Source organism: Undibacterium sp. RuRC25W, from assembly GCF_049339825.1.
GTDB lineage: Bacteria > Pseudomonadota > Gammaproteobacteria > Burkholderiales > Burkholderiaceae_D > Undibacterium.
The window spans coordinates 19,862-33,302 of sequence record NZ_JBMPPD010000016.1 but is presented as its reverse complement, the minus strand read 5'-3'; the positions used below and the strand labels follow the sequence as shown (position 1 = coordinate 33,302).

General features: G+C 46.7%; 12 protein-coding genes. 10 read left to right on the top strand and 2 right to left on the bottom strand.

The genetic code is table 11. The features are described from left to right. Positions 1-23 precede the first annotated feature (23 nt). From flgC to flgL, 10 genes are all read left to right on the top strand, one after another. The gene (gene flgC / locus ACO0KV_RS09225; RefSeq protein WP_423042077.1) at positions 24-428 is read left to right on the top strand and encodes a flagellar basal body rod protein FlgC; all 405 of its coding nucleotides are present in this window, start codon (positions 24-26) and stop codon (positions 426-428) included. A 21-nt stretch (positions 429-449) separates the two neighbouring features. Then, positions 450-1,145: a flagellar hook assembly protein FlgD gene (locus ACO0KV_RS09220; protein ID WP_423042075.1), complete on the top strand. Its 696-nt coding sequence runs from the start codon at positions 450-452 to the stop codon at positions 1,143-1,145. A gap of 68 nt (positions 1,146-1,213) precedes the next feature. Next, the gene (gene flgE, locus ACO0KV_RS09215; RefSeq protein ID WP_423042073.1) at positions 1,214-2,599 is read left to right on the top strand and encodes a flagellar hook protein FlgE; all 1,386 of its coding nucleotides are present in this window, start codon (positions 1,214-1,216) and stop codon (positions 2,597-2,599) included. A 58-nt stretch (positions 2,600-2,657) separates the two neighbouring features. After that, on the top strand, positions 2,658-3,398 hold the full coding sequence (flgF, locus tag ACO0KV_RS09210) for a flagellar basal-body rod protein FlgF (protein ID WP_423042071.1): 741 nt from the start codon (positions 2,658-2,660) through the stop codon (positions 3,396-3,398). A 60-nt stretch (positions 3,399-3,458) separates the two neighbouring features. Next, positions 3,459-4,241 carry a flagellar basal-body rod protein FlgG gene (gene flgG, locus ACO0KV_RS09205; protein ID WP_423042069.1) on the top strand — a complete coding sequence of 261 codons (783 nt, stop codon included), beginning with the start codon at positions 3,459-3,461 and terminating at the stop codon, positions 4,239-4,241. A 20-nt stretch (positions 4,242-4,261) separates the two neighbouring features. Continuing rightward, positions 4,262-4,927, top strand: coding sequence for a flagellar basal body L-ring protein FlgH (locus tag ACO0KV_RS09200; protein ID WP_423042067.1), 666 nt, complete (start codon positions 4,262-4,264; stop codon positions 4,925-4,927). A gap of 69 nt (positions 4,928-4,996) precedes the next feature. Then, positions 4,997-6,094, top strand: coding sequence for a flagellar basal body P-ring protein FlgI (locus ACO0KV_RS09195; protein WP_423042065.1), 1,098 nt, complete (start codon positions 4,997-4,999; stop codon positions 6,092-6,094). A 6-nt stretch (positions 6,095-6,100) separates the two neighbouring features. Continuing rightward, positions 6,101-7,003, top strand: a complete 903-nt coding sequence (gene flgJ, locus ACO0KV_RS09190; protein WP_423042063.1) for a flagellar assembly peptidoglycan hydrolase FlgJ — start codon at positions 6,101-6,103, stop codon at positions 7,001-7,003. Between the two features lie 111 nt (positions 7,004-7,114). After that, entirely contained in the window at positions 7,115-9,382 is a 2,268-nt protein-coding gene (flgK, locus tag ACO0KV_RS09185) for a flagellar hook-associated protein FlgK (RefSeq protein WP_423042061.1), read from the top strand. Between the two features lie 8 nt (positions 9,383-9,390). After that, positions 9,391-10,644, top strand: a complete 1,254-nt coding sequence (gene flgL, locus ACO0KV_RS09180) for a flagellar hook-associated protein FlgL (RefSeq protein WP_423042059.1) — start codon at positions 9,391-9,393, stop codon at positions 10,642-10,644. Between the two features lie 99 nt (positions 10,645-10,743). Here flgL and ACO0KV_RS09175 read toward each other — a convergent pair whose 3' ends face one another. Both ACO0KV_RS09175 and ACO0KV_RS09170 read right to left on the bottom strand, forming a co-directional pair. Further along, entirely contained in the window at positions 10,744-11,010 is a 267-nt protein-coding gene (locus ACO0KV_RS09175) for a hypothetical protein (RefSeq protein ID WP_423042057.1), read from the bottom strand. Between the two features lie 146 nt (positions 11,011-11,156). After that, the gene (locus ACO0KV_RS09170; RefSeq protein WP_423042055.1) at positions 11,157-13,421 is read right to left on the bottom strand and encodes an OPT family oligopeptide transporter; all 2,265 of its coding nucleotides are present in this window, start codon (positions 13,419-13,421) and stop codon (positions 11,157-11,159) included. Positions 13,422-13,441 lie beyond the last annotated feature (20 nt).

Here is a 13,441-nt window from a genome sequence, read left to right as displayed (position 1 = left end):
ATGATTGATCGGGGGTAATTATTATGTCGCTTTTTAATGTTTTTAATGTTGCTGGTTCAGCGATGAGTGCGCAAGCGCAGCGCCTCAATGCTGTGTCAAGCAATCTTGCTAATGCAGACAGTGTTACGAGTACCAGCGGGGCGACGTACAAGGCTAAACAGGTTGTGTTTGCCGCCGTGCCAATGAACGGTACAGGATCCACCGGTGTGAAAGTATCTGAGGTGGTTGAAGATGCAACGCCACCCAAATTAATGTATGACCCTGCGCATCCGCTTGCTGATGAGAAGGGCTATGTCGCCTCGCCAAACGTTAATGTGGTCGAGGAGATGGTCAACATGATTTCTGCCTCACGCTCATATCAAGATAACGTTGAGACGATGAATTCAGCAAAAGCAATGCTGCTCAAGACACTTACTTTGGGTCAATGATACTCATAAAGGATATTTGAAATGTCTACTATACAAACAAACTCAGTTGATCCGACATTGTTGACAACGATGAATGGCACAAAGGCCTCAACTAATACGATCCAAGCGGCGCAGGATCAGTTTATGACGTTGCTAACGACGCAGATGAAAAATCAGGATCCACTCAATCCGATGGACAATGCACAAGTGACAAGTCAGTTAGCGCAGTTGTCTACCGTTACTGGGATTAATCAGGTCAATGCCTCTATTAATGCAATGAATGCGAATTTTCAGGCGAGTCAAAGTTTGCAGGCTGCCAATATGATCGGTCATGGGGTATTGGTGCCGGGTAATAATATCGCACTCACCACGACGACGAACTCAGCAGGTGTGAGCGCAACAGGCGGTGCCTACGGGTTGAATTTACCGCAAAACATTAGTGGAGGAACAGTCGCCATTACCAATGCCGCAGGTGCCGTTGTGAAGACGATTAATCTCGGTGCCTTATCCCAAGGGGTGCAGACCTTGAGTTGGGATGGGTCTACTGACAGCGGTGGAACTGCACCTGCAGGGACGTATAGCTACACAGTCAAAGCGGCATCGGGTGCATCCTCTGTGACACCGACTAACTTGGAATTTGGCATGGTCTCTAGTGTTTCTACTAGCTCGCAGGGCGTGACTTTAAATCTTGCGAATCTTGGGTCCGTTGCAATGAATACTGTCGTTCAGATTTTCTAGTTAATTTTCAAACAACGTTATTCATACGTTTCGGCGTTTAATTATTTGGTATCGCAGGGGAGTTAATCATGGGTTTTCAACAAGGTTTGAGTGGCTTAAATGCCTCTTCGCAGCAGCTTGACGTTATTGGTAATAACATTGCTAATGCTGGTACGGTTGGATTTAAGAATTCCAGAGCTGAATTTGCAGATGTTTATGCAAATTCTTTAAATGGTGCATCGGCAAGTTCTGTTGGTATTGGTGTACGCGTTGTCAATATTGCCCAGCAGTTCACGCAAGGTAATATCTCTTCATCGACAAATCCTCTCGACGTTGCGATTAACGGTAATGGTTTTTTTCGCATGACGACTAATGGTGCGGTGACTTATACCCGAAATGGTCAATTCCAATTAGATAAAAATGGTTACCTGGTTAATGCACAAGGTTCGCAATTAACTGGCTATGCGGCCAATAATAGCGGTGTTTTGGCAACGGGTGCAGCGGTTCCAATTAATATCAATACAGCTGATCTGGCGCCAAATCAAACCGCAACCGTTAATGCGGTCATGAATTTTAACTCTACCCTGAACGTGCCAGGGACGGCGCTTCCAGTCGCAACGCCGCCAGTCATTACACCGACGCAGTTTGATCCAACAAACGCAACGACTTACAACAGTTCTACTTCGACGACCGTGTACGATAGTCTCGGTAACTCACACGTGATTCAAACGTATTACGTCAAAGTTGATCCGACAACCATCCCAGCCTCAACGGCGCCCCTCGTGACGCCAGCATCGGCTTGGACGGTTTATGGCTCTGTCGATGGTAATTTGTTTGATCCTACGGGCAACCTGACTGTATCGCCCGCAGCTCCCGTGCCACTTGGGGTTCTGGGTTTTAATAATCTCGGTCAGCAGGTTGGCGTGTACACCACAACTGGTACTTCTGCAGCGTATTCAGCTGCTAGTCCCAATGCACTCAAAATGGTTGTTCCAGTGTCTTCCCAGGCGGTCACGCCAATTAACACAGCACCTCTCGCGATTAAATTTGACTTCACCAATACCACGCAATACGGATCGCCATATAGCGTAAGCACCATGAAGCAAGACGGTTTTGCATCTGGGAAGTTGGCAAGTTTTAATACAGGCAAAGATGGCACGATTGTTGGTAGTTATACCAATGGCCAAACTAAAGTCTTGGGACAGGTGGTCTTGGCTTACTTCACGGATTCGAACGGTTTGCAATCGTTGGGTAATAATCAATGGGGAGAAACCGCAACTTCAGGTCAATCATTGGTTGGGCCTCCAACATCAGGCAATCTCGGTTCGCTGACATCCTCAGCAACGGAAGACTCAAACACGGATTTGACAGGGGATTTGGTCAATATGATCACTGCACAGCGAAATTATCAAGCTAATGCCCAAACCATTAAAACGGAAGATCAGATTTTGCAAACGTTGGTCAATCTGAGGTAGTGACTTATGTTGGTTGAAATTTGGATGATGCATAACTCATTGGTGAGGGGAGTCTGATATGGATCGTTTGGTGTATACCGCGATGACTGGGGCGAGCCATATTCTGGAGCAACAGGCGACTGCATCGCATAATCTCGCAAACGCAACAACAACTGGTTTTCGTGCGCAGATGGACTCGTTTCGAGCCGTCCCCGTAATAGGTGGAAGTCTTCCGACGAGAACGTTTGTCGTAGATTCCACGGTCGGAGCGAATTTTACTCCCGGTAGTCTTCAGCTTACCGGCAGCGAGTTGGATGTTGCCATTCAGGGTAAAGGGTGGCTGGTAGTACAAAAGGCTGACGGCACCGAGGGCTTGACGCGTAACGGCAGTCTCAAACTTGATGAAAACGGTGTTTTGCAAACACAAAATGGCTTAAGCGTACTGGGGGAAGGGGGGCCTATTACCTTACCTCCAGGTACGCCGATCACGATTGGGAAGGATGGCACCATTTCTAGTATCCCAAGTGGTTCTGCCCCAAAATCAATCCAAGTCATTGGTCGTCTGAAATTGGTCAATCCTCCTGAAGGTAATTTGGTACGGGGGGATGATGGATTATTTAAGACGAAAGACGGTTCTGCTACCGATCTTGATGAAACGGTCTCTGTTGCATCGAATATGCTCGAAAGTAGTAACGTCAGTGTCGTTGATTCAATGGTGACGATGATTAATTTGGGGCGTCAGTTTGAAATGCAAATGAAGTTAATTACTAATGCCGAGAACAACGCTACTAAAGCGACGCAGATCCTCAGTTTGGGTTGACCCTGAGTAAGCAATAATAGTGATATGAAAATTTGCCCTTGTGGCTTGTAGGAGAAAAAAATGATACGTTCATTATGGATTGCGAAGACAGGCCTTGATGCGCAACAGACGCAGATGGACGTCATATCAAATAATCTGGCTAACGTCAGTACAACTGGCTTTAAAGGCTCAAGAGCAGTTTTTGAAGATTTGTTGTATCAAACAATCAGACAGCCAGGTGCGCAAAGTTCGCAGCAGACGCAGTTGCCTTCTGGTTTGCAACTAGGAACTGGTGTCCGTCCAGTTGCCACTGAACGTCTTTTTACTCAGGGCAATCTGCAGCAAACCGGTAACTCTAAAGACGTTGCGATTCAGGGCGATGGTTTTTTTTCTGTGTTGATGCCGGATGGTACAACTGCTTACACACGAGACGGCTCGTTTCAGACCGATAACCAAGGGCAATTGGTGACTGCAAATGGGTATGTTATTCAGCCTGCAATTACTATTCCTGCCAATTCACAAACAATTACCGTTGGTGTTGATGGTACGGTATCAGTGACGCAGGCAGGGTCAGTCAATCCTATACAAGTCGGTTCACTGCAATTATCCACGTTTATTAATAACGCTGGATTACAGTCGATGGGCGGAAATCTTTATGCGGAAACGGCGGCGTCTGGTGCGCCCGCAACCAATGCGCCAGGTACGAACGGTGCCGGGAGTTTGCAACAAAATTATATTGAAACTTCTAACGTTAATGTAGCGGAAGAATTGGTCAATATGATTCAAACTCAACGCGCCTATGAGATGAATAGTAAGGCAATTACAACGTCGGATCAGATGCTACAGAAGTTGTCTCAAATGTGATTTAGCATAATGGTGATGTGATGAAAAAAACTGCCTTCCTTCTTTGTTTTACACCGCTGTTGCTAACGGCTTGTGCTGTTACTCCGCCGACGATCGTGCATCAGCCGCTAACAATACCGCCACAGACTGCGAAGCCTCAGCGGGAGCTTAATGGCGCTATTTTCCAGACTGCTTCGTATCGTCCACTATATGAGGATGTCAAAGCAAGAATGGTGGGTGATGTCATTACTATTAATTTGAGTGAAAAAACATCGGCAGGGAAAACATCCGCAAGTTCAAGCAGTAAAACAGGTGCTGTTTCATTTGCGACGCCGCAAATATTCGGCATGCCAGCAGCGACTGCTTTGCAAGGTGGATTGAAAACCACGACAGGAAATAAATTTGGCGAGTCAGGTGCGGAAAGTTCAGGGAATAATTTTTCAGGGACAATTACGGTGACGGTGATTGATGTGCAGGCAAATGGTAACTTAGTTGTCAGCGGAGAGAAGCAGCTTGCCTTTGACAAGGGAGCTGAATTTGTGCGTTTTTCTGGCGTCGTTAACCCGCAAACAATCGCTGCAGGGAATCTGGTATCGTCAACGCAGGTTGCTGACGCACGACTTGAATACCGATCAACTTCACATGTCGATAAGGCTGAAGCGAATTCAATGTTGACTCGATTCTTCCTTAGTTTTCTTCCGCTGTGATATGAGCAAACGAATGAAAAGCCAAAACTGGGTTCTATGATGAAAATGCCTACCGAATCACGTATACCTATGTTGACACGCTTTTGCGTCGTTGCGGTCTGCACTTTATTTTTTCAATTTTGTCATGCAGAGCGAATTAAAGATTTGGCTGGCGTTCAGGGCGTGCGTCAGAATCAGTTGCTCGGTTATGGTTTGGTCGTCGGGCTTGATGGTACCGGTGATCAGACAACACAAACGCCATTTACGGTGCAGAGTATTATCAGCATGTTGCAGCAAATGGGGGTTGTTTTACCAACTGGAACAAGTCTTCAGCTCAAGAATGTCGCCGCTGTCATGGTAACTACTTCGCTTCCGCCGTTTTCTCAGCCCGGACAAACTTTAGATATCACTGTTTCGTCTATGGGTAATGCCAAGAGTTTGCGGGGCGGCACGCTCTTGATGACGCCGTTGAAAGGTGCTGATGGGCAGATTTACGCGATGGCACAAGGCAACGTCTTAGTTAGCGGGGTTGGTGCATCAGCGAATGGTAGCAAGGCACAGGTCAATCACTTGGATGTAGGTAGAATTTCAGGTGGTGCCACGGTCGAAAGAGCTGTACCAAATTCTATCGCTCAAGGCGGCGGCATCCAGCTCGAGTTGAATACTTCTGACTTTTCAACAGCGAGTCGTGTGGTTGAGGCAATTAACCGTCGTTTTGGCGCGGATACTGCAGCGGCGATTGATGGTCGTGCCATTCAGGTTAAGGCTCCGGCCAGCGCAGATCAGCGCGTCGCATTTTTGGGTATGCTGGAAAATATCGACGTGACACCTGCGCAAAATGTCGCCAAGGTGATTCTCAATGGTCGAACAGGATCGATTGTCATGAATCAGGCAGTGACACTTGATGCGTGCGCTGTCGCACACGGAAATCTTTCTGTTGTCATTAATACTGATAACGCGGTAAGTCAGCCTAATGCGCTCGCGGGCGGACAGACCACGCCAGTGGCTAATTCCACCATTACCATCGCGAAAGATGCCGGACAATTACAGCTGCTCAAAGCTGGTGCGTCACTCGCTGATGTGGTGAAAGCACTCAATTCAATTGGCGCAACACCTCAAGATTTGCTCGCGATTCTACAGGCGATGAAAGCATCAGGTGCTTTACATGCTGAACTTGAAATTATCTAAGGAACGATGATGACGCCAATTACTGACTCGTCTGATAAAAGCCTTGCGATAGATAGTCGCAGTTTGGGTAACTTGAAGATGTCCGTTAAGGATAATTCTCCAGAGTCAATTAAGTCAGCTGCTAAACAGTTTGAAGCATTGTTCATGAATATGATGCTCAAATCAATGCGTCAGGCTGGCGGTCAGAATGGACCATTTGATAGCGAGCAAACTCGTACCTTTACGTCGATGTTAGATCAGCAATTGACGCAGAATATGTCTAATCGAGGAATTGGTCTTGCTGATGCCTTGGTGAAGCAGTTGACTAATAACGCTATGAATCAGGCTTTAGGCAATAGCGATGAATCATCTTCTGTCTCATCTAACCTGCGTGGTATTAATTCTTACAAAGATACCCTAAAACTTGAGCCGCAATCCGTTTCCACGACGAAGAGTGCGATATCAACGCCCAATCATGTCAAAGAATTCCAGGAAAAATTGGAAGCCCATGCCGAAGAAGCTAGTAGAGCAACTGGCATTCCTGCTAAATTTATGTTAGGTCAAGCAGCGCTCGAAACTGGCTGGGGTAAGAAGCAGATCAAGACAGTCGATGGCTCCGAAAGTCATAACGTTTTTGGCGTTAAAGCAAACAGCAGTTGGAAGGGTAAAACTGTTAATGCTCTAACAACAGAATATGTAAACGGTGTCGCACAGAGAAAAGTTGAGACTTTTAAAGCATACGATTCATATGCTGAAGCATTTAAAGATTATGCTAATTTGCTAACTAAAAATCCACGTTATGGAAACGTCATTGCAAATTCAAAGGATGCGTCTAGCTTTGCTTATGGTATGCAAAAAGCTGGCTACGCGACCGATCCGCAATATGCAAACAAGTTGAGCAAAATTATCAAGCAAAATCTATCAGCTTAGTATATTGATCAGACGGATTACTCAAATTAAAGTTTTCTGGCTTTATACCGAAAACCTAGTAGATCACCGGTTTTCGGTATGTCGTTAAGTTGACAAACATATAGGTTTATCATGGGTGCAAATATTCTTAACCTTGGGCAGTCTGCTCTGGCCGCGGCGCAATTAGGCATTAGTACCACTGGTCAAAATATCGCCAATGCATCCACACCAGGTTATAGTCGTGAGGTTTTGATTCAAAGCGCTTCTGCATCTCAGCAAGTGGGCGGTGTGTATATTGGTCAAGGGGTCAGTGTTAACCAAATTCAGCGGCAGTATGATCAATATATCGCCCTTCAGGTTAATTCAGCAACAACGTCTAAGGGGCAAGCTGACTCATACCTGTCACAAATTACCGGTTTGAACAATGTCATTGCAGATCCGACTGCCGGCTTGTCGCCTACTTTGCAGACATTTTTTACGTCGATACAGAATCTAGCGGCGAGCCCCAATGGTACTGGTGGTGCCGCAGCACGGCAGGCAACTATTTCGGCTGCGCAGTCATTGGTTGGTCGAATCAATGGCCTTCAAAATCAGGTTAGCCAAATTAGTACTGATGTGAATGGTCAAATAGCATCGTCAGTAACCTCTATCAATAGTTATGCCGATCAACTTGCACAACTAAACGATGCTATCGGTAAAGCGCAAAGCACCACAAATGGAACGCAACCAAATGATTTGCTGGATCAGCGAGATTTGTTGGTGACAAAATTAAGTCAATTGACTTCGGTCAACGTTGTGCAGGAAGGCTCACAGTACAACGTATTTATCGGCAATGGCCAGCCGCTCGTGTTGGGGTCGCAGAAAAATCCTCTCCAGGTGATACAGTCGCCAACGGATCCAAGTCGTAACGAAGTTGCTTATCTAGCAAAAGGTAAGGTTGTTCAGATCGCGGAAAACAGCTTGCCCGGCGGTACGTTGGGCGGTTTATTGGATTTTCGTGCCAATATGCTGACCGCAACGCAAAATTCGATTGGGCGGGTTGCGGTGACTATCGCCAGTGCGATCAATCAACAACAGAGTTTGGGTCAAGACCTGAATGGTGCTACCGGAACAAGCCTGTTTACAATCAACCCTGTTGTGAGTTCTTCTAGTAGCAACAACACCGGTACTTCGCAGATTAAGGCATCGATTATGAACCCATCTGCGCTGACGACAAGTGACTATAGCCTACAGTACTCTGGGGGGGACTATACGGTAACTCGGCTCACCGATGGCACAACACAAACTTCAACTGGATTGCCGATCAACTTTGATGGCGTTAAGTTTGAGTTGGCTGCACCGCCGGCAGGTACGGTACCCGGAAATGGCGATCAATTTCTGATTCGTCCGACTGCATCAGCGGCAGCAACCCTGACAGTGGCGATCTCTGACCCTAATAAATTGGCTGTTGCGACGCCTTTTTCGACGAGCGCGCCTTCTACGAACACAGGGAAAGCTGCGATTACTCCCAGTGCCATCAATTCATCGGTCGCGTCAGGCAGTAACTCCGTGAGTGGAACTATTAGCCCAGTTGTAACAGATACATCATTTAATTCCTCGACATTCGCTGCGGGCGTGAATCTTACTTTTGCCTCTCCTGCTAACACGCTGTCTGGATTTCCGGCTGGTGCGACAGTGTCAGTGAATGTGGCTGGGGTCACGACAAATTATTCTAGTGTTGCTCCGGCTTCTTCTACTATTCCTTACACGAGCGGTGCGACAATCAGTGTGAATGGGATGAGTTTCTCCATCAGCGATAACGGTACTCCGCCGGCAAATAATGACACATTTAGCTTACAGCCATCGATTCCTGTTGCTGCAACTAAACTTACGTTCAATTCTCCTGCCAACACATTAACTGGTTTTCCAGCTACCGCGAACGTGACAGTGAAGAGCGGTGCTTCTACGATAACATATCCTGCAGGAACTGCAGTGCCTTACTTGAGTGGTTCTACTTATAGCTATAGTGGGGTGACTTTTTCGATGTCGGGAACGCCTGCAAACGGTGACGTATTTAATGTAGGTCCAAACACAACCGGAACCGGTGATAATCGAAACGCGCTTCTCATGCAGAGTATTCAGACGCAAAACATCATGGCTGGTAGCACGACAACGATTCAAGGTGCTTATGCGCAGTTTGTTAGTTTGGTTGGCAACAAAACGAATGAGGTGCAGGCAACAAGCACTTCAGAAGCATCCATGTTAAAAACTGCAGTAAATGCGCAGCAATCTGTCTCTGGTGTTAATCTGGACGAAGAGGCCTCCAACTTGTTGAAATATCAGCAGAGTTACCAAGCTGCTGGAAAATTAATGCAGATTGCTAGTCAACTGTTCTCTACGTTATTAGCTATCGGTCAATAGGAAAAATCATGCGTATCAGTACAAATATGATTTACCAAAATAGTGGCTCCCAAATCTCAGATTTGCAGTCCTCTTTGAATCAAACATTACAACAAGTTTCTGCTGGTCGAAAAATTTTGACTCCTGCTGATGATCCAATTGGCTCTGCACGCGCACTCGTTATTACCCAAGCGGCAGCAATCAATGATCAATATGCAGTCAATCGGCAGGATGTACAAGATAATTTGGGGATTACATCCGGTGTTTTAGGCAATGTCGCGAACATTTTGCAGAGTACAAAGACCTCAATTATCAGTGCTGGGAATGGTGGTTTGGCCGACAGTGATCGAGCTGCAATCGCCACTACGCTAAAAGCGAATCTGGCATCCTTAGTGAGTCTTGCAAATTCAACTGACGGTACAGGAAATTACCTTTTTTCCGGTTTCTCAACGACAACGATGCCGTATGCGCAGACAGCCTCTGGGGCAACGTACAATGGTGACCAAGGGCAACGCTATCTGCAGGTCGATACAGCGCGACAATTGCCGCTGAGCGCCCCAGGTAATCAAATTTTCGGCAATATTCGCACTTCAGCGAGCCAGTTTAATGTTCAGGCTGATCCCTCTAACACAGGGGGCGCAACCACTGCAGCGACCATAGATGCTGCGACTGCAGCAAATCTCACCGGAGATAATTACACGGTAACCTTCGATAACACCGGTAATAATTTTAGTGTTGTTAATACGACGACGGGCGCTGCAGTTGCGTTGACTGATGCGACAACTGGCGCGGCGATAACTCAGCCTGCGCCGTTTGTTAGTGGCCAAGGGGTGAAGTTTGACGGGATGAATGTGGTTGTGACGGGTGGTCCGCCTTCAACTGCACCAGCGCCCGGTGATAAGTACACAATACAGCCTGGAAATCAAAATATTTTTGAGACCTTGACTGATGCGATCAATGCCTTGAGTGCCCCCACAGGGAATTCGGCCGCGCGAAAGAGTTTAACCGCTGTGCTAACTCAGGCCAACAACAACATCGACGCCTCATTGAACAATGTCCTTACCGCGACAGCACAGGTTGGTTCGAGTTTGCAGGAAGTGGATAGTTTGAATAACGTTGGCGCAACCACAAAAATAGCTTATTCGCAGTCATTGTCCTCAATTCAGGACTTGGATTACGCTAAAGCCATCACATCGTTGAATCAGCAACAAACGACGCTACAGGCTGCTCAGCAGTCATTCGTGAAAATTTCTGCTCTATCATTGTTTAATTATATTAATTGACAGAATTCACGTTGATCAAACCTGCAAACGTTTCATTAATCGGTTGCGGGTTTGATTGATAGGTCGATGTCGGATTAGTATAAAATCGCTATCGACAATTTAAACTCTTTCCATTTCCTCAGAATCTAATCCGATCACGTGGGTTTGTAATTGACCACGTTCATCATGCCACTCGCGGATAACGCAAGGGTAGCCATCTTCATCGAGATCGATAACTTTAAAAAACTGACCGATCATGGATTCGATCAGAATTCTTTCATCTTCAGGGAAGCTTTTGATAAATTGAGGATTTAACGCAATGATCCGAACGATGTCGCCAACGGCAACAGGTTGATTTTTGCAATCAGGAATTGGGGAAATTGACATGACTTGATATAAACGTTGAGAGTAGACATCATTGTACTTGCTATTTTAACTTCCAAGAAACTTGTGTATGGCGCTTAATAAAAAAAGCTTACGCCATTGCTGGGGTAAGCTTTTTTCTTGGGAGCTAAGAATTACATCATCTGAGATCAGACCTTAGCGATATTTTTCTCTCTAGCTACCCAGTACAAAAGAAACGCGATGACTGCATAAGGAACAAAAGATAATAAGTCCGCGTTAGGTCCTTCAAATAAAGGATTGTGAGCAGTAGACCAGTCACCAATCGCTTTGTCGAAGTCTGTCAAAATGCCCGCACTAAATGCAATAACGATACCAGCTAAAGCACCTCCAGCGATGTAGCCCGAGGACAGTAATACACCTGAGCTGCGATCGCCCGCTGCCTGCATTTCTTCTTCGTTCAAATTTTTATATTGATCCAGCTTATTATTTCTACGATCCACTAACCAGCGGATCATGCCGCCAACAAAAAGCGGTGCTGAAGAAGACAACGGAAGATAAACGCCAACGGCAAATGCTAAGGACGGAATACCGGCCATCTCCAGGACAAGTGCGATCATGACGCCAAATAAAACCAGCGTCCAAGGCAATTGGCGATCTAAAATACCCTTAATAATATATGACATCAAGACTGCTTTTGGTGCGTCGTATTTAGTGACGACGGTGCCATCTGGTCGTTGTTTGTAAGCGCCATTGATGCCCGGGTCGACCAGATAAGCAACTTTACCAGTATTGTCTACCAGGTATTTGCCTATTGGTCCGCCGATGCTGTCGTTTTTATGCCAGACGCGATAAGTGGATTTGTCTTGTTCTGCTTGGGGTCCTTGCAACTGAGCTGTTTCGCTCAGTGCCGACGCGTCCGTTGTTAATGCTGGCGCGACTTGGGCAGCTGGAACGTAGACTGTACCAGCGTCATTTAGCTTCAGCAGGATTGGGCCCAAGATCAATGCGGAGGAAAGCGCGCCAGCCAGAATCGCATATTGTTGCAGTCTCGGCGTAGAACCGACCAAAAAGCCTGTTTTCAGATCTTGCGATGTCGTCCCAGCATTGCTGCATGAAATACAAACGATAGCTCCAACGGAAAGGGCAGTGACGTAGTATTTACCGCCAGTCCAGCCCATAAGCAAAAATATCAGACACGTAAACAACAATGTTGCAACTGTCATCCCGGAAATCGGGTTAGAAGAAGATCCAATCTCACCAGTGAGACGAGATGATACAGTCGAGAACAAGAAACCAAAAACCAAGATCAGTAATGCACCCAACAAATTCATGTGTAGCGGTGCGGCAAACGTAATGACGGCAATAATTGCCAATGCGCCAATCACAACCCATTTCATTGGAATGTCTTGATCTGTCCGCAAGATGGCGCCGCTAGTAATCATGCCGGCACCTTTGCTTAAGCCAGATAATCCAGTCGACATACTACGCCAGATGGTGGGCATCGCACGCACCAAGCTGACCAAGCCACCCGTCGCAACGGCGCCAGCCCCGATATAAAGGATATAGGCGCTGCGGATGTCATGTGGGCTCATATCCTTAATCAGCATTGTTCCAGGCGAGACAGGAACGCTCAGCGCGTCACCAAAGAATTTGATCATCGGGATGAGTAATAAATAAGACATGACACCACCAGCGGCCATGACGGAGGCGATCTTTGGGCCAATGATATAGCCGACACCTAATAACTCCGGTGATACTTCAGCGCCGATTGAGCCGCTTTTGAGTGGGGCACCAAAGACGATCTCAGGCGTATCTTTCCATCCTTTGAACGCGACGTTGACAATTTTATACAGAAGACCGAGACCAAAGCCGCTAAAAATGATGCGTGCGCGTTTGTTAGCATCGTCCTGCGCGTGGGGATCGCTACCTTCGCCAGCGGCTTCTCGAGAACTGTCGGTTGCTGCCGCTTTTAGTACCTCAGCACAAGCCGTGCCCTCTGGATATTTCAGCTCGCCATGATTTTCCACAATCATGGTTCGGCGCATTGGGATCATCAATAAGATTCCCAGTAAGCCGCCGAGGCAACCGACTAACATCACGCGCGAGATTTCAAGATCAAAGCCGAGGATCATAATTGCCGGCATCGTGACGCCAAGACCAAACGCCAAGGATTCGCCAGCAGAACCGGCTGTTTGTGTAATACTATTTTCCAGGATGGTCGAATCTTTTGCGCCAAATTTGTTGAATAAGCGAAATAGAGTGATTGCAATGACCGATACTGGGATGGATGCGCTGACTGTCAAACCAACTTTGAGCACCAGATATAGTGATGATGCCCCAAAAATCATTCCTAATATCACACCCATGATTAATGCGCGTGGGGTCATCTCAGCTAACTGTGCCGAAGCAGGAATATAAGGCTTGAATGTTGACGGGGACATTTCTTTTGCCATGTGTGTTCCTTGAGTTGTTC